The sequence below is a fragment of the Pedobacter cryoconitis genome, from assembly GCF_001590605.1.
Taxonomy (GTDB): domain Bacteria; phylum Bacteroidota; class Bacteroidia; order Sphingobacteriales; family Sphingobacteriaceae; genus Pedobacter; species Pedobacter cryoconitis_A.
In genome coordinates this window covers 389,361-414,983 of the sequence record NZ_CP014504.1, presented here as the reverse complement: position 1 = coordinate 414,983, position 25,623 = coordinate 389,361, and the positions used below count along the sequence as shown (strand labels likewise).

Genomic DNA, 25,623 nt, shown 5'->3' with positions numbered 1-25,623 from the left:
GGATGAATTATGTTTAATTAATTGAAATACACATATGTTATACCATCCCCGCCCCTATCAGCATGTTCATCTTCAACCCTGTTGACCTGGCTATACTTACGCAGATATTCCCTGATTAATTTCCGAAGGATGCCATCCCCCTTACCATGAATCAGCTTAATAAAAGGAAAGCCCAGCATAATTGACTTATCCAGATACTTTTCAACTTCCTGGATCGCATTTTCCCCACGCATGCCGCGAAGATCCAGTTCAGCAGTAAAATTACCGATGGCCTCAGACATTCTTCCAGAAAAAGAATTGCTTTGTACAACCTTTTTTGCCTGCTTATTACTGATTTTCTGTACCCTGTCTTTCTTCACAACAGAACGGAGATCACCTAGTGCCAGCACTAAATTACCACGGTTAATTTCCATTACCTGTCCCATTGTTTCCGTATTATTCAGCTGTACCCAATCACCAACTTCAATAGCAGTCGTTGAAATCACTACCTTCTCAGGCTTCTTTTCTTCTTTAACCTGGTGCTGAACCAAACTCTTCTGTAAGTCTTGTCTTAGCTGTTTAGTTGCTACTTTATCAGCCTGATTCTCCTTAATACCAGCAATTGTATTTTCTACCAGCTTATTTGCATTTTTTATAATCGTCTGCGCTTCAAGCTTAGCTTCTTTAATCAGCGTTTTTCTGTTTTCTTCTAAAAATTGCTGTAATTCTTCGTTTTCTTTGACCAGGTTCTTTACTTTATTCTGTTGCAGAGACAACTGGATTTTAGTATCATAAATCTGTTTTTTCTCTCTTTCCAGATCGACCAGTAAGCTGTCAATTCTATTTTGATTGGTTCCTGTTTTTTCCCGGGCCAAAGCCAGTACTTCTTTTTGCAAGCCAATATTCTGCGCAATTTCAAAAGCATAAGAACTTCCAGGCTTACCTATTTCCAGTACATACAAAGGCTTCATCTTATCGTTATCAAACAACATAGAAGCATTTTCCAGTCCCGGGGTATTACCAGCAAATAATTTAAGATTTGAATAGTGGGTGGTCATTACGCCTCTCACCTTTTTATTATTCAGCACTTCCAATACAGCTTCGGCCATTGGCCCGCCAAACTGAGGATCTGTCCCGGTACCAAACTCATCAATCATCACCAATGACTTAGGTGTAGCATGTGCAACGAAATAACGCATTTTTGTTAAATGTGCACTATAGGTACTTAAATCACTTTCGATACTCTGATCATCACCAATATCGGCGAAGATATTATCAAATATACCCACCTCACTTGATTCATGTGCAGGAATCAGCAATCCCGATTGCAACATCAGCTGTAAAAGCCCCACAGTTTTCATGCAAACAGATTTACCTCCTGCATTTGGCCCTGAAACCAATACGATCCTTAAATTTTCATTCATATGAATATTAAGGGGCACAACTGTTTTCTTGTCTTCTTTAAATGACAAGTATAACAGAGGATGCTTTGCATTGATCAGTTTAATTCTTGGTTCAGCCACCAGCACAGGCATATCGGCCTCTACCTCAATAGCAAATAAAGCTTTAGCTCTTACAAAATCCAGTTTAGTCAGGAAACCATGGTAAGAAAGCAGTAATGGCGTAAACGGCCTTAAATCATCGGTCAGTGCAATTAAAATCCTGATAATCTCACGTCTCTTATCAAATTCGAGGTCTCTTATTTTATTGTTCAGCGTAAATACTACTTCCGGCTCCATATACACTGTCTGCCCGCTGGCAGATTCATCATGAATGAAACCTTTCATCTTACGCTTATTCTCCGCCAGGATAGGGATACACATTCTTCCGTCACGGATCGTTAAACTTCCGTCTGCTACCCAGTTGCTGGCTACTGCCTGCTTATAAATTACATCCATCCTTTTACGGACTTCCTGTTCGCCTTTAGCAATATCCCCAATGATTTCCTGCAATTTAGAAGAAGCGTTAGGTTTGATTTTACCTTTAGGATCAAGCACAGCTTCTATTTTCCGAAGGATGTTTTTTTCCACTGGCAAATGCTCAAACAGCGCTTCCAGATTAGGATAAACATCTTTTCTCTCCTCAAAAAAACGCAATACTGAAAAAACAGTCTGTAAAGAGAGGTAAATCTGGAATAATTCTTCCTCCATCAGGTAACTACCCTCTACCCTTACCTTTTCGGCCAGTGATTTAATATCAAAAAAAGTACTGATTTGTAACGGCTCCTGGTTTTCCAGGATATTTTTAAATTCTTTAGTCTGTCTTAAAAACTTATTAATCTGATCAAATTTATTCATCACCTGCATTTTGCTGACCATATATTGTCCCATCGGACTCAGGCAATGCTTTAGGATGAGTTGTCTGACTTCACTGAAGCCAAGTCTATCTAAACAATTATCGGGATATATCATTTCTATTTATTCTTTTTAGCCGCACTGGCACCACTTTCCTTTTTCATGGCCGCTGCCTCATCTGTGCGCACTTTTAATTTCCTGGCCTCTTCCTTTTTCACCTTCTTCAATTCAGTTACTCTGGCAAGGCTATCTTTCTTCATTTTTTTCGCAGCATCTGCTTTAGTCTTTTTCAACAGTATTTCTGCCTTGGCAAGACTATCTTTTTTAGCCGCTGCCGCTCTGATTACCCTTTTAGGGTCAGCTTTATCCAGGCTATCTTTTTTTGCCTTTTCGATAGCTGCAATTTTCTTTAAACGTTTCGCATTGATTTTATCTTCCTTCTCTTTAACCTTCTTTAATTTTCCTGTAATCTTGTCATACATGGTATTCAAAACCTCAGGATGATCATAATAGTAATTCATACTTTTAGTATACATCACAGAATCAATCCCAAACTTTTTATAAATACCCTTATAATAAGCTGCACTTGTGCTTTTCGCTGAATCTGCGTTGGCAATAGTTGAAATATATCCGTCCACCATGTGGATGTCAAATAAAACATCCTGCATTTTATCTGGCTGGACAATATCTGAGGGTATACCCGGCTTACATCCTCCTATACCGATGAACAGCAGGCAAATGCACAAAAAATTTCTCATTGTTTATAAAACATTATTTTTTCCGTAGCTATTTAAGCTAAGGTTGTTAATTTTACCAAAAATACTGATAAATGAGCATAGCAGATAACTTATTAAAATATAAAAAGGAATTAGAAGGGGAAAATGTCGAATTAATTGCCGTCTCAAAATTCAATGAAGCAGCAGCAGTTTTGGAAGCATACCATGCAGGACAGCGGATTTTTGGAGAAAACATTGTTCAGGAATTGGTAGAAAAACAAGAAGCGCTGCCAAAAGATATTGAATGGCATCTGATTGGGCACCTCCAAACTAATAAGGTTAAATACATCGCTCCTTTCATCAAATTGATCCAATCTGTTGACAGTGTAAAACTACTGGCAGAAATTAACAAACAAGCGGCAAAAAATGACAGGATAATTGACTGTTTGCTTCAAGTTTATATTGCTGACGAGGATACGAAATTTGGACTGGATCATGCAGAAACGATCGAACTCTTAAGATCAGAAGAATACCTTGCTATGAAAAACATCCGTATTACCGGCCTGATGGGTATTGCGACGAACAATGCACCTGAAAAACAAACTAAAGATGAGTTTCAGGAACTAAAAGTACTTTTTGATGGTATTAAAACCAGCTTTTTCAGAAAAGAAGATTCATTTAAAGAATTATCTATGGGAATGTCAGGCGATTACAAATTAGCAATCGAAGAAGGCAGCACAATGGTAAGAATAGGAAGCAGTATTTTTGGTGTAAGAAAAATCAAACATTATAAAGCATAAACGCATGGATATTCAACTCAGGTTCGCAGTAAAAGAAGATTGCCCGCGTTTATTGGAGCTGATCCATGAATTAGCAGTCTATGAAAAAGCTCCGGAAGAAGTGACTGTTACCTTAGCAGAATTTGAAGACGCCGGATTTGGAACACAATCTGTCTGGAAAGCTTTTGTAGCAGAAGATGCAACAGGAATTCTGGGTTTCGCACTTTATTACACCCGATACTCAACCTGGAAAGGCTGTCGTTTATATCTGGAAGATTTTATTGTTACAGAAAGCCAGAGAGGAAAAGGGCTAGGAAAGATCCTTTTTGAAAGAGTAATGAAAGAAGCCAGGGATAAAAATTATAAAGGAATGACATGGCAAGTGCTGGACTGGAATGAACCAGCCATCAACTTCTATACTAAATATAATGCTCAGATTGAGACAGGATGGTTAAATGCGTCTTTTAATAAAGACCAGCTTTAAAAAAAAATTCAAATAAACAATGCAGGTATTTAAATTCGGGGGTGCTTCTGTCGTGAATGCAGAAGCAGTAAAAAATCTTGTTGCTATTATCCAGCAAGCTGAAAAAGAAAATTTACTGATCGTAGTTTCTGCGATGGGTAAAATGACCAATAAACTAGAATTGCTTTCTAACGCTTATAGCCTCGGGCAAGAAAACACGCACAACTTACTCGATGAAGTCAAAGCTTATCATTTCAATATCTTAAATGATTTATTTGATAACCATAACCATCCTGTATTTAATGACATCGCTAATACTTTCGTAGAAATCGAATGGCTCTTAGAGGAGGAAGCAAGTGATGCCCCAGATTATATTTATGACCAGATTGTTTCTATTGGTGAAGTAGTTTCTACTAAAATTGTAGCCGCTTATCTCAATGAAAGTAATATTTCTGCAGTCTGGGCAGATGCCAGAAACTTCATTAAAACTGACAATACTTACCGCGAAGGACAAGTAGACTGGGACAAAACAGAAACAGAAATCCAACGTAACCTTGTTCCACTATTGAAGAAAAGCATTGTAGTCACTCAGGGATTTATTGGCAGTACCAGTGAAAACTTTACAACCACACTAGGTAGAGAAGGCTCAGATTATTCTGCTGCTATTTTCTGTGCCTGTCTGGATGCCACGGCACTGACTATCTGGAAAGATGTACCAGGGGTATTAAATGCAGACCCCAAATGGTTTGATGAAACAGAGCGGATCCCACAACTTTCTTATCATGATGCTATCGAGCTTACTTATTACGGGGCAACAGTGATTCATCCCAAGACGATCAAGCCCCTTCAAAATAAAAATATCCCTTTGTATGTGAAGTCATTTCTTCATCCAACGAGTGAAGGGACAGCAATTAATGGTATTAACAGTGAACTTCCAGTACCTTCCTTCATTTTCAAAGTGAACCAAGTGTTGATTTCGATATTACCGAAGGATTTCTCCTTTATCATTGAAGAAAACCTGAGTGATATCTTCAGCCTGTTTCATAAACACAAAGTGAAAGTAAATACAATGCTGAATTCAGCATTGAGCTTTTCTGTGAGTGTAGACCATGAAGAAGAAAAGATAAATAACCTGATTCAGGATTTATCAATCTTATATAAAGTAAAATACAACGAAGGCCTGGAATTGGTGACCATCCGTTACTATAACCAGGATACCATTAACAGAGTGACTATCAATAAAGATATTTTACTGGAAGTAAAAAGTCGTCATACCTGCCAGATTGTAATGAAAGATAAATCAACTCTTGAATAAGCGGATTACAGAACAGACTGTTCAGGATTATATCCATGACAATTTAAACGCAGATGTGCATAAAATTGCCCTGGCCAAAAGCCCTTTTCCAGAGGTTACGGGAAAAGAACTGGCCAATCAGATCGCGTCCAGAAAAAAGTCATTCCGCAAATTGCCAACATGGTTTAATACCGATTTCATTTACTACCCACCCTTATTATCGGTAGAACAATGTTCTTCAGAGATTACCGCAGCTTATAAAGCTGGTTTGGCCACAGGAAGTTCAATCATTGATCTGACAGGTGGTTACGGTGTAGACAGTTATTACTTTTCCAAAAAAATAAAGTCTGTTACACATTGTGAAATCAATGAAGAATTATCAGCAATTGCCAGTTATAACGGAGTTTTATTACACCAGAAAAATGTACAATTCATTGCCGGAGATGGTCTTGAATTCTTAAAAAACACCGATCAGAAATTCGATTGCGTTTATATTGATCCAGCCAGAAGAAGTACTTCCGGAAAGGTTTTTATGCTCAAAGACTGTACTCCTGATATCGTAGAAAATCTCAGTCTGTTATTGTCAAAAGCAAAACGGATACTGCTTAAAACTGCTCCGCTACTAGATCTCAGCGCTGGATTAAAAGAACTGGATCACGTAGCTGAAATACATATTGTCAGTGTTAAAAATGAATGCAAAGAATTGATCTGGGTGATCGAAAGAGATTTTGAAGGTTCCCCTAACATCATTTGTTCTACCTTAAATGCGACACAAAAGCAGTTCAGATTTATACTCGGTGAAGAAGGAAGCACTACTATTACAGGTTCGGTTATTCCAGGTCAATACTTATATGAACCAGATGTAGCCCTTTTAAAAAGCGGTGCTTTTAACCTCATTGCAGAAAGATATCAGTTGCAAAAATTTCATCATCAAACTCAACTCTATACCTCTTCTGTCATTCATCCAGAGTTTCCAGGAAGAATATTTCGGCTCAACGAGGTAATGTCTGCCGCAAAAATAAAGAAGGAAAAAAACCTGGTTGGAAATGTAATTGTCAGAAACTATCCAGACAAAGCGGCTACCCTGGTTGATAAATATCATATTAAACCTGATGACACAGCCTTCATCATCTTTACGCAAAGCAATACTGAGGGTAAAATTATTATCAAAAGCACAATTATACAGCATTATTAATGTGCAAAAGCCTCCCAATTACGGGAGGCTTCAGCAATTTAGCATCAAGACTAAATCTATATTTTTTTCACGTTTATTGCTTGTAAGCCCTTCTTTCCTTCAGTGATATCAAACTCTACATTATCATTCTCCTGAAGACTTTCAATACCGCCAATAACATCTTTGAAATGGACAAAAATATCCTTGTTTCCTTCGTAAATTAAAAATCCGTAGCCTTTCTGCGTATTAAACCATTTTACTTTTCCCGTACTCATAGTATTTAAGTATAAAAATTAATATTTCTTTAAATTATCAATTATATCAAACTTAAAGAAAAGCAACAAGTTTTAAAAATTATTTATTTGGTTGTGGAGTAGTTCTTAAATAAGGTTTAATCACCTGATGACCTTTCGGAAATTTAGCAGGAATATCTTCTGTTTTGATACTATTCATCACCACCACATCATCACCATCCTTCCAGTCGGCAGGTGTGGCCACGCTATATTTAGCAGTCAGTTGCAGCGAATCAATGACCCTCAATACTTCCGTAAAATTCCTGCCTGTTGAAGCCGGATAAGTCAGCATTAACTTTACTTTTTTATCAGGAGAAATTACAAATAAAGAACGCACTGTTAAAGTCTCAGAAGCATTAGGGTGAATCATATCATAAAGATCAGCAACCTTCTTATCTTCATCTGCTATAATTGGAAACTCAACATTGGTATCCTGTGTTTCATTAATATCCTGTATCCAGCCTTTATGAGATTCTACAGAATCTACACTTAAGGCAATCACCTTCACATCTCTTTTTTCAAATTCTCCCTTAAGTGAAGCAGTACGGCCCAATTCAGTTGTGCATACCGGAGTATAATCAGCAGGGTGTGAAAAAATCACTCCCCAGCTATCGCCAAGAAACTCATAAAAATCGATATCACCAATTGATGTTTTAGCTTTAAAATTTGGAGCGGTATCTCCTATTCTGATACTCATAATCTTATTATTTTTTGATTTTAAATCGAACAATTATATGTGTTTACAAACACTACTAATATAGTAGAATATTATCAATAATATCCAACATTCATATTTAATGATGCTAATCAAACAATGTAGGCTGGAGCGATATTGCCGGAATATTCAGTCCCAGCTGTTCATTAAACACCTTTATCGTATGCGCAGCTAAAACAGGGGTGTCCAGTTCATCATGCTGATGCAGAAAAAAGTAAATCTTTTGAAGCCCTTTCTTCTGCCATAACCGGAGCCTTTCTCCCCACTGTTCAATCCTTGCAAAATCACTCTTTTTATGCGCAATACCATTGCCTATAAATCTGATAAATACTTCAGGAATAGTAACCTCCATATGTACCAGATCTCTTCTTCCACTTACGTCCGTAATTACAGCTCCCTTCTTTGTGGCCGTAAAGAGTTCAAAAACGTGTTGCCTCACTACCGGATCAGCAAACCACTGCGCATGTCTTAGTTCTACAAATACCTTTGGATTTGCAGGAAGAAATTTAAGATAATCTGATAGAACCGGTAAATTTTTCACCCCAAAACTTTCACTTAATTGCAAAAAGCAAGCACCTAATGTATCTCCAAATTCGGCAACTGCTTTCAAATATTCAGAAGTAGCTTGCTCCGATCCTGTCAACCTTTGATCATGACTGATAATTTTGGGAAATTTAGGGCAAAATAAAAAATCAACAGGTGCATTATCTGAAGCTTTTTTACGCCATTTGCGCACCGACTCTATAGAAGGAATCTGATAGTAAGCTGCATTTAATTCTATCGCATTAAAATGTTTTACATATTCATCCAGGAAATCCGCTTCCTTAGTTTTAGGCGGATAGATTAATCCTACCCACTCCTTCCGGCCCCACTTCGCACAACCTATAAAGACTTCAGCCTTATGATCGCTTTGCGCATCATTTAACACTTTCGAAGTCTGCCTTCCATCTTCAGGCAACGTAAAATCTATATCCTTTACCTGATCTGAATTTACTTTTCCAAATTCCATAAAATTGGCTTTAAAAACAAAACCCCGAAACAAGCATTATGTTTCGGGGTTTTTTAAAAAAGCATTTCGCTTAATTATATACTTTGATCATATAGACATAGTTTTCAATTTTATCTATTTGTTTAGTTCTGTTTAAGCCCTGTAAAGGATTCTTTTTAGCAAAGATAACCTTCTTACCTAATGAATCCTGAGGAATCGCGTTTAAAGCTTCCAGAATATATTTAGACTTAATGGCGAACGTTGCGCCATCAACCTGATTCTCTTTAGCAGTAATCACACCGATGATATTACCATAGTTATCCAGTAAAGGACCACCACTGTTTCCAGGATTGATTGGAATAGAAACCTGGTATTGCGTAGTATCGCCGACATGGCCTGTTTTTGAACTAATATAACCTTCACCCAAAACAGCGTCATCTTTTGGATACCCTAACGTATATACATTTTCACCCATTCCAATACTATTTTTCTTCAATTTATAAGGAATAGCTGAAAGCGGTGTAAACGACTCATCAATAATTTTCAGGATTGCAATATCATACTGCGGATCACGGTAAACAACCTTAACCTTATAAGAGTCTCCTTTATTATTTTGTACATAAACTGAATCTGCATCTCTTACTACATGATAATTTGTACATAAATATCCATTTGCAGTTAAAGCAAACCCCGTTCCGCCAAACTGTGCTGACCGAACATGTCCCTTGTCAGTCTTAGGACTTGAATTGATAGTTCTTACCAGTTTATTCTGACTGTTTTTGATATTGGTAATCTCTCTGCGCATTACCTCATAAGTACCATTTTGCAAGGTATTATGCTGTATAGAATAAATAGAGAATATAGTAAGCAGGATGAATGAAGCAGCAATAGCCATCGCCGACTTATTTTTGCGCCACATATTGATAATAAACGAAGGATGCGGTCTCAGCTCCTCGCTCAGTGCAGCTACATTTATTCCGGCATGGGCCCTGTCCATCTGCTCTTTCAAAGAAAGGACTTTACCATATTGCTTTATTGCGTCCATAAAAACCTTATGCGCAACTACTTTATGATCAATTACAGGATCATTGGCGCGCAATTTATCAAAAGCTTCTGCTTCTGCAGCTGTAAGTTTACCCCTGAGGTAATCTTCAATGATAGCATCTAATTCTATGTCGTTCCTCATACCGTACTTAAGATTGAAAAAATAATTTCTTTAATCTCTGCAGGCATTTATATTTCTGAGTTTTGGCATTATCCGTATTGGTATAGCCAAACTTCTCACAGATATCCTGCATGGAGAGATTATTTATATAAAAATCCTGAATAATAGTTTTACAAGGTTCCCCCAGGTTCTCTAACGCCGAACCCATCTTTTCAAACTGAAGATCTTTCTCCTCATGATACTCTAAATCAACCTCTACTGACACTACATCCTCAAAATCAGAAACATTATTTGTTTTTTTGCTTTGCTGCGCAAGCTTTTTTAACCAAATACGTCTGCAAACTGAATATATATAGGTCTTAAGTTTGCTGCTTAACTCAAAATCTCCGCTCTTAATTTTATTATATAAAATAATAATCGCTTCCTGATAGACATCTTTTGCATCATCCTCATCACCATTATTATTTATAATAAACTGCAAAATCATCGGAAAATACCCGACGTACAGCTTATTAAGTGCATCTTCTGAGTTATTTAGTATCCCTAAAACTACCTCTCTATCTGTTGGAACTGAATCGCTTAACTTGTTACTCACCAATTAATACATTTATACGTGAATGGTAACCCAATATTAGACAAAAAAATTATTTAAATCTTTTTTTAAAATAGTGGGTTACCTTTTGATCATTGTGGTATTAATCTGTAAAATTAATTAATTATTTTAAATAGAATTCAAATGAAAAACTTATTCAAATTCGGCTTTTTAGCTTTAGCAATCTCTTTATCAGTAGCAGCATGTAACTCAGAAAAAAAAGCTGGTGCAACTGACACTACAGTAACTGATTCTTCAGTTGTTACTACTGACGTTGATACTACTGTTAAAGATTCAACAGTTAAAGATACAGCGGTTAAAACTACTACTACTGAAGTTAAACCAGCTGCTGAAGCTAAAAAATAAGCTAGATAAAATCTACAGAAAGGCTTTGGTTCTCCAAAGCCTTTTTTTTGTGCCTATAGGTTTGAGTAAAATGCTACCTTTGCATTTGTAAAAATATCCCTATACATGAATTTATCTCCTCTTCAAGCTATATCACCAGTTGATGGTCGTTATAGAAACACCACACAAAACCTGGCTAAATATTTTTCGGAATCGGCTTTAATCAAATATAGAGTATACGTTGAAATCGAATATTTCATCGCTTTATGTGAAACTGGTTTAACAGGATTAAGCCAGTTTGATAAAACAAATTACAGCAAACTCCGCAGTATATCCGAACAGTTTAGTGATGAAAATGCTCAGGAAGTAAAAGACACAGAAAAAGTTACCAATCATGACGTTAAAGCTGTTGAATATTTTATCAAAAAAAGATTTGATGATTTAGACCTTGGAGACTTTAAAGAATTTATCCACTTCGGATTAACTTCTCAGGATATCAATAATACAGCAATCCCTTATACATTTAAGCTGGCACTTGAAGAAGAATACTATCCAAACATTCAATTGCTGATTGTTAAACTTCAGGAATTAGCTGCTGAATGGAAAGACATTCCTTTATTGGCGCACACTCACGGCCAGCCAGCCTCTCCCACTAAACTGGGTAAAGAGTTTTTAGTCTTCGCAGAACGCCTGGAAATTCAATTGAATGCGCTTAAAAACATTCCCCACAGTGCCAAATTTGGTGGTGCAACAGGAAACTTCAATGCACATCATATTGCCTATCCTGGAATTAACTGGGTAGACTTTTCCAACCACTTTGTCAATGATATTTTAACCTTAAACCGTGCACAACATACTACACAAATTGAGCATTATGACCAATTTGCAGCGCAATGTGATGCCTTAAAAAGGATTAATACGATTATTATTGACCTGGACAGAGATATCTGGGCTTACATTTCTAAAAACTACTTTAAGCAAAAAATTAAAGAAGGAGAAGTAGGTTCTTCCGCAATGCCACATAAAGTAAATCCTATTGACTTTGAAAATGCAGAAGGAAATGCTGGCCTTGCCAATGCACTCTTTGAATTCTTTGCTGCGAAACTGCCAATTTCACGTTTACAGAGAGATTTAACAGACTCCACAGTATTAAGAAACGTAGGTGTACCAGTAGCACATACTATAATCTCTATCTCTTCTACTTTAAAAGGGCTGAACAAGCTTTTATTAAACAATGAAGTTATTGCTGCAGACCTGGAAAATAACTGGGCAGTAGTTGCTGAAGCTATACAAACCGTATTGAGAAGAGAAGCTTATCCTAATCCATATGAAGCCTTAAAAGACCTGACGCGTACCAATCAGAAAATTACTGCGCATACCATGGCAGCATTTATCGACGGTCTTCAAATCGATGAGGATTTAAAGCAAGAATTAAAACAAATCACTCCATTTAATTATACTGGCGTATTTTAACTAAATTCAGGTTTAAAATAGTACCTTAATACAAGATAATATATAATGACCTAAAACAGACATCGATATCTGTAATTGAATCGCTAATTATTTATTTTTGTAAGAAAAAAGAGACAATGACTATTAACGTATATACAGAACAAACCCCGAATCCTGCCACCATGAAGTTTATGGTTAATAAACTTCTGATTAATGGCAGCGAGGACTTCGCTACAAAAGAAAGTGCTGAGCACTCTCCTTTTGCAAAAGAATTATTCAAGTTTAATTTTGTTAGTGGTGTATTTTTCGCAAGTAATTTCGTGACCATTACAAAAACTGAAGATGCTGAATGGACTGATATTGAGCCTATCTTAAAGGAGTTTGTTAAAGGTGCTGTAGAATCAGAATATAAAATAAAAGAAATTACCACAGAAGAAGCCCCTGCTTTTGAAGGATCTGACCTGGAAGTAAAAATCCAGCAGATACTACATGATTACGTGCGTCCTGCTGTTGAACAGGATGGTGGTGCAATCAGCTATAAATCATTTGAAGAAGGTGTAGTTACCGTTGAACTTCGCGGTTCATGCAGCGGATGCCCTTCCTCTACAATCACTTTAAAATCTGGTATTCAGAATTTATTGCAGCGTATGGTTCCTGAAGTAAAAGAAGTTGTTTCCAACGCTTTATAATTCAAACCAGGTCTGTATAAGACTACATAAAAAACGGTCTGTGAAGTATTCACAGACCGTTTTTTATGTTTAACCTTCAAAATGCCGCTGGATAGCTTCCAGCATTTCTATATCGACCAAACCGTTGGTAGCCAGAATTTCCCTGCGCTCGATGAATTCATCGCCACCGCCAAAATTCATCACCTTTCCACCAGCCTGCTGCACCAGATAAGCCCCTCCAGCCACATCATAAGAATTCAGATTGTATTCAAAAAATGCATCAAATCTACCACAAGCCACATACGCCAAATCTACTGCAGCAGAACCTATCCGTCTTAAACCATGTGTTTTCTGCATTAACTCTGCCAGTAACCTCATATACTGAGCCTGTTTGTCAAATTCATAATAAGGAAAACCGGTAGCCAGTAAAGAATCTGCCAGACTATTCCGTTGAGAAACCCGGATAGGCTTGTGATTTAAATAAGCAGGGGCATCTTTATAACTATGAAACATCTCGCCCCTGTTGATCTCATAAACAACTCCTAAAACAGGCTTGTCCTCTTCATACAAAGCAATGCTGATAGAGTAAGTTGGCACGCCGTGAATAAAGTTTGTCGTACCATCCAGCGGATCTATAATCCAGTTATATGTTTTCCCTTTCGTATTGACCGTTTGTTCTTCGGTTGTAAAACCAGCATCCGGTATTAATTGATCAAGATTTTCGACAATGATCTCTTCGGCAGTTTTATCTACATAAGAAACCAAATCGTTTAATCCTTTGAATTCAATAGCCTCCGCATCAAAACGCATCGATTCCTTCCGTATAAAATTGCCCGCCAACCGCGCGATTGCGATAACCTGTGAACTCAGTAATTCGTAATTCAAATTGTAAAATTTAGCTTGTGTGTGTATTTTTATTCTTTATCGAGAACGCTACCAATAACAAACCACCGATAAACAAGAGAGAAGAAATCAACTCTGCCTGTGTAAAAGAGATACCTGCAACATGATACTTTGAATTGACACGGATCAGTTCGACGAAAAATCTTTCCATTCCGTTCATCATCAGATAAATTCCGAACATCATGCCCGGAAGCTTAATCTGGTGGCGGATACGCCATAGAATAAGGAATAAGATAAAACATACAATCACCTCGTAAATAGGCGTAGGATATACAGGAAGAGGCAATACGTTACAGAATTTGCCAACACAGCCCGGAATAGGTATCCCCTCCATCGCCACATTGTTTGGATAGGTATATGCCCACAACCAATCAGGTAACCAGGTAAAAGGCTTAGGATTCATATTGACTATACCCCAATCCCCATCACCAGACATATGACAACCAATCCGGCCCACACTGTAAGCCAGCATCATTCCGGGTCCGCCGACATCCAGCATATGTAAAGGCTTAATTCCATTTTTCTTTGCGATATATAACACAGCCGCACCACCGCAGATTAATCCTCCGTAAAATGTTAAACCACTAAAAGACAATAACCCGCCTATAGGATCCTGGATAAAAGTATCCCAGTGTTCCAGGTTATCAAATATTTTTGCACCCAGGAACCCCCACACCGCAGCCCATACGATCATATTCCCCATTAATTCATAAGGATGTTCCGTAACTTCTACTTTTTTAGGCTGGGCAAGTTTGAATTTATTTTTTTCTTTATAATCCCAGTACGCAAATAATCCGGCAAAGAGTAAACCACCCAGAATATTTCCCTTCAGTGATAACAGTACCGTTTGTGCATCGCTGACAAACAAACGATAGTTCAATAAAGCATAAACCAGTTTATAACCAATCAGAAAACCAAAAACACAATTAGAGATTAATTCTGTAGTCGTTGCAGGCTGACCAATAGTGATGATTCTTTTTACAGGATGCAATAAACCTAAAGCCTCTTTTCTTTTCAGTTCCTGCGTGAACGCCCAGTAACCCGCAATAAAAGCCAGGGCGACAAATACACCGAAAGTATTAAAAGGCAGAGGAACCTGAATACCGAAGAGATATTCTATAAAATGAGAAACGGTAGGAAACATACGCGTATATTTTTTTTACGCGAATATAAGATTAATGTGCTAAAACTTGTTCAGTTTCCATAACTTCTACCTCACCATCAGCAGTTAATTCCATTAGTTTAACCATTTTAATTTCATTAACCATTACAGGGTCATATTTAGCTTTCACCTTCACATAATTCTTGGTAAAACCATGCATGAAACCATTTTTCTGATCGTCTTCAAATAAAACTTCTCCAACAGTTCCTATTTGCGACTGGTAAAAAGCCCTGCGTTTTTTATCAGATAAAATATGCAGCATTTTACTTCGGTCAGCACGTGTACTTCCGGCAACAGCACCAGTCATTTCAGCAGCTTCAGTCTGTTCACGCTCCGAATACGTAAAAACATGCAGGTAAGAAATATCAAGTTCATTCAGGAACTGGTAAGTATCTAAGAAGTCTTCTTTAGTTTCTCCCGGGAAACCAACAATGACGTCTACTCCGATACAGCAATCAGGAATTAATGCTTTAATTGTTGCTACACGTTCCGTGTATAAATCTCTGCGGTAACGTCTTTTCATTAGTCCCAGGATCTTATCAGAACCCGATTGTAATGGAATATGGAAATGGGGCACAAATCTTTTAGAAGCAGCTACAAAGCTGATAATTTCATTGCTTAATAAATTAGGTTCAATAGAAGAGATCCGGATTCTTTCAATCCCTTCAACCTCGTCCAAAGCTTTCACCAAATCAAAAAACTTATCCTCACGCTTTCCGTCACGGATACCAAAATCACCAAGGTTTACACCAGTCAGTACGATTTCTTTTACACCACTTTCCGCAATTTGCCGGGCACGATTAACTACATTTTCTATAGTATCACTTCTGCTGCCACCTCTTGCAAGCGGAATTGTACAATAAGTACAAGGATAATCACAGCCATCCTGAACTTTCAGGAAAGTACGTGTTCTGTCCCCAATAGAATAGGCAGCTATAAAATTATGATTAACTTTTTCAATATTTTGCTGATGAATAACGGCTTTTGGTAATTTGGTCAGGTCTGAGATATATTCTACAATACGGAATTTCTCGGCCGCGCCCAATACCATGTCCACACCTTCAATTTCAGCAATTTCAACAGGCTTCAACTGCGCATAACAACCAACAATAGTAATATAAGCATTGGGTGCATATTTAAGAGCTTCCTTCACTACCTTACGGCACTTTTTATCCGCATGCTCAGTTACAGAGCAGGTATTGATTACATATACATCGGCGGCGTCAGTAAAATCTACAACAGCATAACCTGCATCAGTAAAAAGACGTCCGATAGTTGAAGTTTCCGAAAAGTTTAACTTGCAACCCAGTGTATAAAATGCTACTTTCTTCATTGAAATATATTGTTATGAGGCTAATAAGTATTATACATTATTGTATAATGCTGAATATATCAGCTTTCATTTGAGCTGCAAAGATAAGTTTTTAGATTAATGTTTGTATAACCCCAACATTTGTTCATTGTCAAATTATGCAAGCAGCTTATCTTTATACTAATTTACTGGTTTTCGTTCCACCTGTAACTATCCTGCTCCAACCCTGCAAGGTCTATGACTCTGCTCACGACAGTTTGTGCTGCTTCCTCAATAGTGGTTGGAATACTATAATAAGATGGACTGGCCGGACAGATAATACCACCTGCTTCAGTCACCGTTTTCATATTATTGATATGAATCAGACTAAAAGGCGTATCTCTTACTACAGCAATTAGTTTCCTGCGTTCTTTTAAGATAACATCAGCAGCTCTTGAAATTAAATCATTAGAGATGCCATGGGCAATTCTTCCTAAAGTCCCCATAGAACAAGGAATAATAATCATCGTATCAAATTTTGCAGATCCGGAAGCAAAAGGAGCATTAAAATCCATTTTTGAATAAAAGGTAAAAGGATACTGTTCGTAATCACTATTTCCCAATTCAAAACGCCAAACCTCTTTTGCGTTGTCAGACATCACTACACCTACCGCTTCGATCTGGTCAGCCAACTGCAGCAAATTATTCAATAAGAGTTTAGCATAGACAGAACCGCTGGCTCCGGTGATCGCGACGATGATTTTCTTCTTCTTCATAGAGGTGGTAAAGATACAGAACCTGTAGAAACAAAAAAGGGCCGAAAATAAATTTCCGGCCCTACATCTACCTATGAAAAACATACCCTCGAAAGGGTAAGCTCAAATGTAATATTCTTTTCTAACAAAAAGAAAATTTTAACACTTTTTAAGTATTTATGATACAATGATGTTAATTGTACCTTTTACACTATGATAATAGCCATTTATTTTTCTGAAGGTAACCTGAAAAACTTCCGGATCTCCGCTATCTGCCATAAGAAACGTTATGCCGAACGCTTGAAAATTCTTGACAATGTCATTTATCTATCCTCACGGCCTCAAATCCAACATATATTTTAAAATTTTATTAAAATTTAAAATACTGTCTATGAATAGTTTAAAAAATAATTCAGATTTTAGTTCGGAATAATTTGCTAACGTTATTATAATTCGTACTTTTGTCAAACTGAAAAACACGGTGGTTTTAGCTCAGTTGGTTAGAGCATCGGTTTGTGGTACCGAGGGTCGTGGGTTCGAGCCCCATATTCCACCCATTATAAAATCAGTATAAAAGCAGTCTTTAGAGACTGCTTTTTTTTTGAATTCAATTTTTGGCAACAATAAAATATGCCCGCCACTATTCTTTCCACAGAACCTTCTTAAACAAGCTGCGCTTACCTCCATTTACATTTTCTTTTGTAATTTAGCCCCACACGAATTAAACAAATACCCCTGTTTATAGTAATTACACAAGCATAATGATTGAAATTTATACGGACGGTGCAGCAAGCGGAAATCCAGGGCCAGGAGGATATGGCGTAATATTACGCTCAGGTAGTCATTATAAAGAATTAAGCGGAGGCTTCCGCATGACGACCAATAACAGGATGGAACTGCTCGCCGTTATCGAAGGCCTCAATGCCATCAAACAACCAGGCGCGCAGGTTACCATTTACTCGGACTCTAAATACGTTGTAGATTCCGTAGAAAAAAAATGGGTATTTGGCTGGGTCAAAAAAGGATTCAAGGATAAAAAGAATAAAGATCTCTGGATTCGTTACCTGGCAGTACATAAATTACACGACATCAAATTTATCTGGATCAAAGGGCACAACGATCATCCTGAAAACGAAAGATGCGATGTATTAGCCGTTGCAGCTTCCAAAGACAGAGCAGCACAGCAAATCGATACAGAATTTGAAGCAGAAAAAAACAGAGCGACCTTACTATAACAAAAAAGCCGGACAGAAGATCTGTCCGGCATATATTAGCTATAACAATAAACTAAGCAGTTTTAACTTTCGAATCAGTTACCGCATAAGTGGCCATCAACTCTTCAGCCATCTTTACCATTTTCTCCGAACCGATAAAAATAGATGATCTCTGGTGTAATTCCTCAGGCTGTATTTCTAAAATCCTTCTGAAACCATCAGAAGCGGTACCACCAGCCTGCTCTATAATAAATGCCATTGGATTACACTCATACAACAACCTCAGCTTTCCATTTGGAGAACTTGCTGTAGTTGGATAAATATAAATACCCCCCTTAATTAAATTACGGTGAATATCAGCAACCATAGAACCAATATACCTTGAAGTGTAAGGCCTGTTAGTTGCTTCATCATGAACCTGTGCATATTTAAGATACTGCTTTACCCCCATAGGGAAATGCACATAATTCCCTTCATTGATCGAATAAATACTGCCATCTTTAGGCACTTTCATATTCGGATGAGATAAACAGAACTCACCGATAGAAGGATCAAGTGTGAAACCATTCACTCCCTTACCAGTAGTATAAACCAGCATCGTTGAAGAACCATAGATCACATAACCTGCTGCTACCTGCTCTGTACCTTTTTGAAGCACATCAGCTAAAGTTGCCATTCCTTCCACAGATTTTCTGCGGTAAATAGAAAAGATAGTTCCAACAGCTACATTGACATCAATATTTGAAGAACCATCCAGAGGATCGATACAAACAATATATTTTGCATTTTTAGAGACTGGAGAATCAATAGGGACAAAATCATCTTCCTCCTCAGTTGCAACAATACAGCACTCTCCTCCGCTGGTCAGTGCAGAAATAAACTGGGTATTTGCAAAAACATCTAACTTTTTCTGCCCCTCCCCCTGGATATTTACCGTTCCTGCATCCCCGAGAATATCTACTAATCCTGCTTTATTTACCTCGCGGTTAACAATTTTTGCAGCGATTCCTATATCTCTCAATAATCTGGAGAGCTCTCCTTTTGCGTAAGAGAAATCAGCCTGTTTCTCAATAATGAATTGTCCTAATGTTTTTATACCCGACATATATACTTAGTGTATTTTATACGTTACCTATTACCTATTTCTATGGCCTCTAAGGTATGGATTTTTTCTTCCGAAATACAAAAACGAATTAAAGTTTTAACTTTATGCCAGCCCGATTTACCCGCTGCACCCGGGTTTATATGCAAACAGCTAATTTTAGGATCGAACATTACTTTTAAGATATGAGAGTGGCCAGTAATGAAAAGCTTTGGTGGGTTAGTGTATATTTCACCCTTTATATTTGGAGCGTATTTTCCAGGATATCCGCCAATATGAGTCATCCAGACATCTACATTTTCACAGTTAAAACGCAGATGCTCTGGAAACTCCGCTCTGATCTCCTTATCATCAATATTTCCGTACACTCCTTTTAGCGGTTTGAACGCTTTTAACTTTTCCGCAACATCAGGCCCAAAATCTCCCGCATGCCAGATTTCATCACATTCGTCAAAGTGCTTATAAACCGCATCATCCAGGTAACCATGTGTATCTGAAATTAATCCAATCTTTGTCATTTAGAATTCGTTAAAATTTATTAAAAACATCTTAAAAGGCCAGTAAAAAATCGCTGAGCAGATATTTATACTGATCCGTATATAAATTCAATCCTTCATATATATATAAATGTTCTTCCAAAGGCGGCCTGTCAGAAAAACCAAGACAAATAATCTGTCTGAAAGAAGCCTTAGTCTGATCCGAATACACATGAACGATCTTTGAAGGAAAAAGTTTTTGAAGTACTGCATTCACCACAACAGACGCTGCCTGTTTCACCGGAAGAATTAACCAAAGTAACCCATCCTCAGTTAGCATTCCCGCAGCCTTCTTCAATAACAAGTCAAAAAAATCCTCATCTGCATGTCTGGCAATCTCCTTTCTCTTTTCAGGATTCTTCAAATCATTTACAAAATATGGAGGATTGGAAACAATCAGCGAATACTTCAGCGTGGTCGTAAAATCTTCAAAGGAAGAATAAAACACACTCATTCTGTCAGCAAATGGAGAATTCAAACAATTTTTTGATGACGCCAGCGCAGCAGACTCATCAATTTCAACTGCATTTACACAGGCAGAAGGGAAACGCTGCGCCATCATCAATGCAATGACTCCAGTTCCAGTACCTATATCTAAAATGTTTACAGGATCCAGATGCTCCGCTACAGCTCCTAAAATAACACCATCCGTATTTATTTTCATCGCACAACCAGCCTGATCTACTTCAAACTGTTTAAATCTGAAAACACTCCCCATTTAGCTTTGATAAATCTCCAGCGGTAAACCATCAGGATCAGTAAAGAAAGTAAACTTCTTACCCGTATACTCATCAATTCTCAACGCTTCGGTTTCTACCCCTTTAGCATTCAGCGCAGCCGCAACAGCCTTAACATCATCAACTTCAAAAGCTAAATGCCTCAGCCCCGCAGCCTCTGGCCTGGAAGGCCTTTCAGGAGGATTTTCAAAAGAGAACAATTCCAGCTGATAAAGCCCGTTTACAGACAAATCCAATTTATAAGAATTACGTTCCTCTCTATAGACCTCCTGAACAACTGTTAAACCTAATATATTAACATAGAAATTTTTACTAACCGTATAATCAGTACAAATTATAGCAACGTGATGAATTCTTTTGAACATAAGCTCTTTTCTTGTTTTAAATTCTGATCAAATGTAAAAATTATAAAGGTTTGAGTAGAAATTTAACATAAAAACAAGATTATCTTCAAATTATAAGGATAGAAATGACTAAATTCCGAAAAATAACATCCATTTAATAAAAAAAGCAATTCATGCGTAAACGAGCATTAAAGCCGAAAAAGCAAGATTAAAGAGGCGAAACCTTTATTAAACGGACCAAAATATCACAGATAACATTATTTAACATATTGATAATTGATTTTTTAGTCAGAATTATTCAATAATTAATTATAAAAATTATATTTTTGATCAAATTTTAAAGAAACTAATGAAAAGCTTAAGGACAAACGCATTAAAAGAAGCACAAACCAGAGTTTCACCAGAAGTTAAGGCTCCATCAACCAAAATTTCTGAGTTTTTTGGCTCAAACGTGTTCGATAAAAAGAAAATGAAAGATTTCTTATCTAAAGAAGTCTATGAAAAACTTATCTCAGCAATCGATCAGGGTGAATTAATTAATCAGGATGATGCCAATCAGATCGCTACAGCGATGAAACATTGGGCGATGTCTAAAGGAGTTACACACTATACGCACTGGTTTCAACCATTAACAGGCTCTACAGCTGAAAAACATGACTCTTTTTTCGAACCTACGATTGATGGTCCGGTAGAAAAATTTGCAGGCAGTGCTTTAGTACAACAAGAACCAGATGCATCAAGTTTCCCGAATGGTGGTATCAGAAATACTTTTGAAGCCAGAGGTTATACTGCATGGGATCCTTCTTCTCCAGCTTTCATTATGGAAAGTAAAGCAGGAAAGACCTTATGTATTCCAACTGTATTCGTAGCTTATACAGGTGAAGCATTAGATTATAAAGCTCCTTTATTAAAAGCATTAAACGCATTAGACAAAGCAGCAGTTGATGTTTGTCAATATTTCGATAAAGGAATTGACAAAGTAACAGCTTCTTTAGGTATTGAGCAGGAATACTTCCTGGTTGACCTTGCTTTATTTAACGCACGTCCGGATTTAGCTTTAACAGGCCGTACTTTATTTGGTCATATGTCCGCTAAAGGACAACAATTAGACGATCATTATTTCGGATCAATCCCTGAGCGTGTATTCACTTTCATGGTTGATTTTGAAAATGAAGCCTTCAAATTAGGTATTCCTTTAAAAACCCGTCACAACGAGGTTGCACCATTGCAATTCGAATGTGCACCATTATACGAAGAAATCAACCTGGCTATCGATCACAATCAATTATTGATGGATCTGATGGAAAAAGTTGCACGCCGCCATAACTTCAAAGTATTATTACATGAGAAACCATATGCAGGTATCAACGGTTCAGGTAAACATAACAACTGGTCATTAATTACAAATACAGGTAAAAACCTGTTAGCCCCAGGTAAAACGCCTAAAAATAACCTGATGTTCCTTGCTTTCTTTGTGAATACAATCAAAGCAGTGCACGAACACGCAGATTTACTAAGAGCAAGTATCGCTTCAGTAAGTAATGATCACCGTTTAGGCGCTAACGAAGCACCACCGGCAATCATTTCTATTTTCTTAGGTCAGCAATTGAACGAAGTATTAGATGAAATCGAACACTCACGTATCAGCAAAAAAATCAAGGAAGATAACGCATTGTGGTTAGGTATTCCTAAAATTCCACAAATCTTATTAGACAATACCGACCGTAACCGTACTTCACCATTTGCCTTTACAGGTAATAAATTTGAATTACGTGCCGTAGGATCTTCAGCAAACTCATCAGCACCGATGACAGTTCTGAACTCTATCATGGCAGATCAGCTGGTTAAATTTAAAGTTGAAGTAGATAAACTGATCAAAAAAGGCGAGAAAAAAGATATTGCTCTTTTAACAGTTATCAAAAAATACATCAAAGAATCAAAAGATATTCGTTTCGAAGGAAATGGTTACAGCCAGGACTGGGAAGATGAAGCAGCTAAACGTGGATTAGCAAATATCAAAACTACGCCATTAGCATTAGATGCTTATATCTCTGAGAAATCAACTGAATTATTTGAAAGAGCAAATATTTTCACTAAACGTGAATTGCATGCACGTCATGACATTCTTTTAGAAAGTTATTACAAAAAATTACAGATTGAAGCCAGAGTAATGGGTGAAGTTGCGAATACCATGATTATTCCTGCTTGTATCTCTTATCAGAATACCTTATTAGAAAATGCGAAAAGCATTAAAGAATTAGGCTTACCAAAAGAAGCATTGGTTGCACCATTAGCAATCATCAACAAATTATCTGATCACTTGTCAATCGTAAAAACTACAATTGATGCGATGTTAGAAGCACGTAAAGTTGCCAATACCATTGAAGATTCGAGAGAAAAAGCCATCGCTTATGATGAGAAAGTTAAATCTCATTTTGATACTATCCGTTACAACATTGACAAATTAGAGCAAATTGTAGACGACAGTGTTTGGCCATTACCAAAATTCAGAGAGTTGCTATTTTTAAAATAGAATTCCATTAATTTATTGATATAACCTCTGCAATAAAATGCAGAGGTTATTTTTTTTTGTTTGAATCGTCTACATTCGGACGTTTATCTATCTTTGCAGCAATATGAGTGATAACAGGTACAACCAGCGTGGCGTTTCGGCTTCGAAAGAAGATGTGCATCAAGCCATCAAAAACATAGACAAGGGTATTTTCCCACAAGCATTTTGTAAAATCATACCTGATATTTTAGGTAATGACGATGCTTTCTGTAATATTATGCACGCTGATGGTGCAGGTACTAAATCCTCTTTAGCCTACGTATACTGGAAAGAAACCGGTGATATTTCTGTATGGAAAGGCATCGCACAAGATGCAATCATTATGAACCTTGATGATTTAATCTGTGTAGGCGCTACAGATCATATTTTACTCTCCTCAACAATTGGCAGAAACAAAAACCTGATTACAGGAGAAGTTATCGCTGCTATTATCAACGGAACAGAAGAAATCCTCGCTGAACTGCGGGAAATGGGTATTTCCATTTATTCTACAGGTGGTGAAACTGCCGATGTAGGTGACCTGGTACGTACTATCATTGTAGACTCAACTGTCACCTGCCGCATCAAGCGTGATGAAGTGATCAGTAATCACAACATTCAAAACGGAGATGTTATTGTTGGACTATCTTCCTCAGGTCAGGCAACCTATGAAACTGAATATAATGGTGGTATGGGCTCTAATGGCTTAACTTCTGCACGTCATGATGTATTTGATAAATCAGTAGCAGACAGCTATCCTGAAAGCTTTGATCCGGCAGTACCTTACGACCTGGTTTTCTCCGGCGGTAAAAATCTAACTGATAAAATCCGTATCGATGAAAACACAGAGATCACTATTGGAAAACTGGTACTCTCTCCTACCCGTACCTATGCCCCGGTTATCAAAAAAGTATTAGAGAAACACAGAAACCAGATCCATGGATTAGTACACTGCAGTGGTGGTGCACAAACTAAAGTGCTCCACTTTATCAATGATAACATTCATGTAATTAAAGATAACCTATTCACTGTTCCTCCACTTTTTGAATTGATTCAGGAACAATCAGGTACAGCCTGGAAAGAGATGTACAAAGTATTTAATATGGGTCACCGTATGGAAATATATGTACCTCAGGAAATCGCTGATGATATTATAGCTATCTCTGAAAGTTTTAATATCGACGCACAAATTATCGGTCGCGTAGAAGAATCTACGCATAAACAAGTAACCATTACCAGTGAAAAAGGGCAATTCAACTACGAATAAGCCTTATAAAATATAGACGAAAAGAGTTTGTTTTTAAACAAGCTCTTTTTTTATGCCCTGTCTAAAGCAACATAAAATCCCACAACCATACAGAGAACACCAGATTCGTTGTATTTTTAAAATAGGAAGGAGAAAAACTGAATTTTTTCTTAAACGCAGCAGAAAAATGATTGCCGCAGCTATAGCCTACTACCGCCGCAATTTGTTTCAAACTATATCCAGGTTTATTGAGTAGCAATGTTTTCGCCTTTTGCATCTTAAGCTCAGAAGCATAACTATTAATCGTTTGCCCCATAATCTCTTTAAAACCCGCCTGAAGTTTGGTACGGTTCATCCCAGCTTTCTCAGCTAAACCTGCAATAGAAATATTCCTCGAGAGATTCTGACTGATTATCCTGGAAACCATTTCAAAACTGGCAATATCCTTTTTACTCCATTTGTGAACAGGCCCCGCTGCCTCTTCCTGCGCTTCAATAACCATTACAATAATCTCGCAGATTTTAAGCTTGGTATAAAAATTAGTGTATTTACCAGAGCCGCGGCTAGTCAGCTCATTTAAAACTTTCTGAAGATCATATCCGATTTTATATAACTGATGACCAGAAAGCTCAACAGGTAAAGTAGTTGCAAAATTAGTATCAAAAGTAGTGTCTGGAAGAAACAACAAAGTACCTGAATCTATTGATCTCACTGTTGCTTTATGCACAGAAACATACTCACGCTTAATGATACTGACTGATTCGATCAATACCTCTTCTCCTTTTTTAATATAAACTTCTACCATTCCCACTGCTGATTCCGTACACTTTGCTGCAAAACTCGTAGTTCGAATACGTTATTTTTG

Annotated in this window: 26 protein-coding genes and 1 tRNA gene; 11 read left to right on the top strand and 16 right to left on the bottom strand. The window is 37.3% G+C overall.

Annotated elements, in window-relative coordinates:
• Nucleotides 1–17: 17 nt before the first annotated feature.
• Nucleotides 18–2,390: an endonuclease MutS2 gene (locus tag AY601_RS01875; protein ID WP_068395625.1), complete on the bottom strand. Its 2,373-nt coding sequence runs from the start codon at nucleotides 2,388–2,390 to the stop codon at nucleotides 18–20.
• 2 nt (nucleotides 2,391–2,392) lie between these two features.
• Nucleotides 2,393–3,031, bottom strand: a complete 639-nt coding sequence (locus tag AY601_RS01870; RefSeq protein WP_068395623.1) for a DUF4296 domain-containing protein — start codon at nucleotides 3,029–3,031, stop codon at nucleotides 2,393–2,395.
• Between the two features lie 71 nt (nucleotides 3,032–3,102).
• On the opposite strand from AY601_RS01870, the gene AY601_RS01865 reads away from it, so the two are divergent.
• From AY601_RS01865 to AY601_RS01850, 4 genes are read left to right on the top strand one after another with little or no spacing between them, the layout of a single operon-like run.
• Entirely contained in the window at nucleotides 3,103–3,789 is a 687-nt protein-coding gene (locus tag AY601_RS01865; RefSeq protein ID WP_068395621.1) for a YggS family pyridoxal phosphate-dependent enzyme, read from the top strand.
• Nucleotides 3,790–3,793: 4 nt separating this feature from the next.
• Nucleotides 3,794–4,252, top strand: coding sequence for a GNAT family N-acetyltransferase (locus tag AY601_RS01860; protein ID WP_068395619.1), 459 nt, complete (start codon nucleotides 3,794–3,796; stop codon nucleotides 4,250–4,252).
• Between the two features lie 19 nt (nucleotides 4,253–4,271).
• Entirely contained in the window at nucleotides 4,272–5,546 is a 1,275-nt protein-coding gene (locus tag AY601_RS01855) for an aspartate kinase (protein ID WP_068395618.1), read from the top strand.
• Nucleotides 5,539–6,720 carry a hypothetical protein gene (locus AY601_RS01850; protein ID WP_068395616.1) on the top strand — a complete coding sequence of 394 codons (1,182 nt, stop codon included), beginning with the start codon at nucleotides 5,539–5,541 and terminating at the stop codon, nucleotides 6,718–6,720. The genes AY601_RS01855 and AY601_RS01850 overlap by 8 nt, the downstream gene beginning before the upstream one ends.
• A 56-nt stretch (nucleotides 6,721–6,776) precedes the next feature.
• Here the strand turns inward: AY601_RS01850 and AY601_RS01845 are convergent, their stop codons facing one another.
• From AY601_RS01845 to AY601_RS01825, 5 genes are all read right to left on the bottom strand, one after another.
• The gene (locus AY601_RS01845) at nucleotides 6,777–6,974 is read right to left on the bottom strand and encodes a cold-shock protein (protein ID WP_068395614.1); all 198 of its coding nucleotides are present in this window, start codon (nucleotides 6,972–6,974) and stop codon (nucleotides 6,777–6,779) included.
• A gap of 79 nt (nucleotides 6,975–7,053) precedes the next feature.
• Nucleotides 7,054–7,689, bottom strand: a complete 636-nt coding sequence (locus tag AY601_RS01840) for a peroxiredoxin (protein WP_068395612.1) — start codon at nucleotides 7,687–7,689, stop codon at nucleotides 7,054–7,056.
• Between the two features lie 106 nt (nucleotides 7,690–7,795).
• Nucleotides 7,796–8,716 (bottom strand): DUF72 domain-containing protein, encoded by a 921-nt coding sequence (locus tag AY601_RS01835; protein ID WP_068395610.1) that lies wholly within the window; start codon nucleotides 8,714–8,716, stop codon nucleotides 7,796–7,798.
• Between the two features lie 70 nt (nucleotides 8,717–8,786).
• Nucleotides 8,787–9,881 carry a S1C family serine protease gene (locus AY601_RS01830; RefSeq protein ID WP_068395608.1) on the bottom strand — a complete coding sequence of 365 codons (1,095 nt, stop codon included), beginning with the start codon at nucleotides 9,879–9,881 and terminating at the stop codon, nucleotides 8,787–8,789.
• Nucleotides 9,882–9,888: 7 nt separating this feature from the next.
• Nucleotides 9,889–10,455 (bottom strand): RNA polymerase sigma factor, encoded by a 567-nt coding sequence (locus AY601_RS01825; protein WP_068395606.1) that lies wholly within the window; start codon nucleotides 10,453–10,455, stop codon nucleotides 9,889–9,891.
• A gap of 141 nt (nucleotides 10,456–10,596) precedes the next feature.
• On the opposite strand from AY601_RS01825, the gene AY601_RS01820 reads away from it, so the two are divergent.
• The 3 genes from AY601_RS01820 to AY601_RS01810 all read left to right on the top strand — a co-directional run bounded on the left by AY601_RS01820 (nucleotide 10,597) and on the right by AY601_RS01810 (nucleotide 12,938).
• On the top strand, nucleotides 10,597–10,818 hold the full coding sequence (locus AY601_RS01820) for a hypothetical protein (protein ID WP_068395604.1): 222 nt from the start codon (nucleotides 10,597–10,599) through the stop codon (nucleotides 10,816–10,818).
• A gap of 105 nt (nucleotides 10,819–10,923) precedes the next feature.
• Entirely contained in the window at nucleotides 10,924–12,270 is a 1,347-nt protein-coding gene (gene purB / locus AY601_RS01815; RefSeq protein ID WP_068395602.1) for an adenylosuccinate lyase, read from the top strand.
• 116 nt (nucleotides 12,271–12,386) lie between these two features.
• Complete coding sequence (locus AY601_RS01810; protein WP_068395599.1) at nucleotides 12,387–12,938, top strand: NifU family protein; 552 nt, start codon at nucleotides 12,387–12,389, stop codon at nucleotides 12,936–12,938.
• A gap of 69 nt (nucleotides 12,939–13,007) precedes the next feature.
• Here AY601_RS01810 and AY601_RS01805 read toward each other — a convergent pair whose 3' ends face one another.
• The 4 genes from AY601_RS01805 to AY601_RS01790 all read right to left on the bottom strand — a co-directional run bounded on the left by AY601_RS01805 (nucleotide 13,008) and on the right by AY601_RS01790 (nucleotide 17,049).
• Nucleotides 13,008–13,802, bottom strand: a complete 795-nt coding sequence (locus AY601_RS01805; protein WP_068395597.1) for an inositol monophosphatase family protein — start codon at nucleotides 13,800–13,802, stop codon at nucleotides 13,008–13,010.
• 10 nt (nucleotides 13,803–13,812) lie between these two features.
• The gene (locus tag AY601_RS01800) at nucleotides 13,813–14,964 is read right to left on the bottom strand and encodes a prolipoprotein diacylglyceryl transferase (protein WP_068395595.1); all 1,152 of its coding nucleotides are present in this window, start codon (nucleotides 14,962–14,964) and stop codon (nucleotides 13,813–13,815) included.
• A 31-nt stretch (nucleotides 14,965–14,995) separates the two neighbouring features.
• The gene (gene mtaB, locus AY601_RS01795; RefSeq protein WP_068395593.1) at nucleotides 14,996–16,315 is read right to left on the bottom strand and encodes a tRNA (N(6)-L-threonylcarbamoyladenosine(37)-C(2))-methylthiotransferase MtaB; all 1,320 of its coding nucleotides are present in this window, start codon (nucleotides 16,313–16,315) and stop codon (nucleotides 14,996–14,998) included.
• Between the two features lie 164 nt (nucleotides 16,316–16,479).
• On the bottom strand, nucleotides 16,480–17,049 hold the full coding sequence (locus AY601_RS01790; protein WP_068395591.1) for a UbiX family flavin prenyltransferase: 570 nt from the start codon (nucleotides 17,047–17,049) through the stop codon (nucleotides 16,480–16,482).
• Between the two features lie 459 nt (nucleotides 17,050–17,508).
• Here AY601_RS01790 and AY601_RS01785 point away from each other — a divergent pair.
• Both AY601_RS01785 and rnhA read left to right on the top strand, forming a co-directional pair.
• Nucleotides 17,509–17,584 (top strand) — tRNA-His (locus tag AY601_RS01785).
• Nucleotides 17,585–17,789: 205 nt separating this feature from the next.
• Nucleotides 17,790–18,263: a ribonuclease HI gene (gene rnhA, locus AY601_RS01780; protein ID WP_068395589.1), complete on the top strand. Its 474-nt coding sequence runs from the start codon at nucleotides 17,790–17,792 to the stop codon at nucleotides 18,261–18,263.
• A 52-nt stretch (nucleotides 18,264–18,315) separates the two neighbouring features.
• On the opposite strand, the gene fbp is transcribed toward rnhA, so the two are convergent.
• Genes fbp through AY601_RS01760 form a run of 4 tightly spaced genes read right to left on the bottom strand, consistent with a single transcriptional unit; the run spans nucleotide 18,316 to nucleotide 20,982 of the window.
• On the bottom strand, nucleotides 18,316–19,347 hold the full coding sequence (gene fbp / locus AY601_RS01775; RefSeq protein WP_068395587.1) for a class 1 fructose-bisphosphatase: 1,032 nt from the start codon (nucleotides 19,345–19,347) through the stop codon (nucleotides 18,316–18,318).
• A gap of 23 nt (nucleotides 19,348–19,370) precedes the next feature.
• The gene (locus tag AY601_RS01770; protein ID WP_068395585.1) at nucleotides 19,371–19,862 is read right to left on the bottom strand and encodes a metallophosphoesterase family protein; all 492 of its coding nucleotides are present in this window, start codon (nucleotides 19,860–19,862) and stop codon (nucleotides 19,371–19,373) included.
• A 31-nt stretch (nucleotides 19,863–19,893) separates the two neighbouring features.
• Complete coding sequence (locus AY601_RS01765; RefSeq protein ID WP_068395583.1) at nucleotides 19,894–20,598, bottom strand: tRNA1(Val) (adenine(37)-N6)-methyltransferase; 705 nt, start codon at nucleotides 20,596–20,598, stop codon at nucleotides 19,894–19,896.
• Nucleotides 20,599–20,982: a VOC family protein gene (locus tag AY601_RS01760; RefSeq protein WP_068395581.1), complete on the bottom strand. Its 384-nt coding sequence runs from the start codon at nucleotides 20,980–20,982 to the stop codon at nucleotides 20,599–20,601.
• A gap of 328 nt (nucleotides 20,983–21,310) precedes the next feature.
• Here AY601_RS01760 and AY601_RS01755 point away from each other — a divergent pair, with 328 nt between their 5' ends.
• Together AY601_RS01755 and AY601_RS01750 are read left to right on the top strand one after the other, a co-directional pair.
• Complete coding sequence (locus AY601_RS01755) at nucleotides 21,311–23,494, top strand: glutamine synthetase III (RefSeq protein WP_068395579.1); 2,184 nt, start codon at nucleotides 21,311–21,313, stop codon at nucleotides 23,492–23,494.
• A gap of 103 nt (nucleotides 23,495–23,597) precedes the next feature.
• On the top strand, nucleotides 23,598–24,779 hold the full coding sequence (locus AY601_RS01750; protein WP_068395577.1) for an AIR synthase related protein: 1,182 nt from the start codon (nucleotides 23,598–23,600) through the stop codon (nucleotides 24,777–24,779).
• 61 nt (nucleotides 24,780–24,840) lie between these two features.
• Here AY601_RS01750 and AY601_RS01745 read toward each other — a convergent pair whose 3' ends face one another.
• Entirely contained in the window at nucleotides 24,841–25,563 is a 723-nt protein-coding gene (locus AY601_RS01745; RefSeq protein ID WP_068395574.1) for an AraC family transcriptional regulator, read from the bottom strand.
• Between the last annotated feature and the right edge of the window lie 60 nt (nucleotides 25,564–25,623).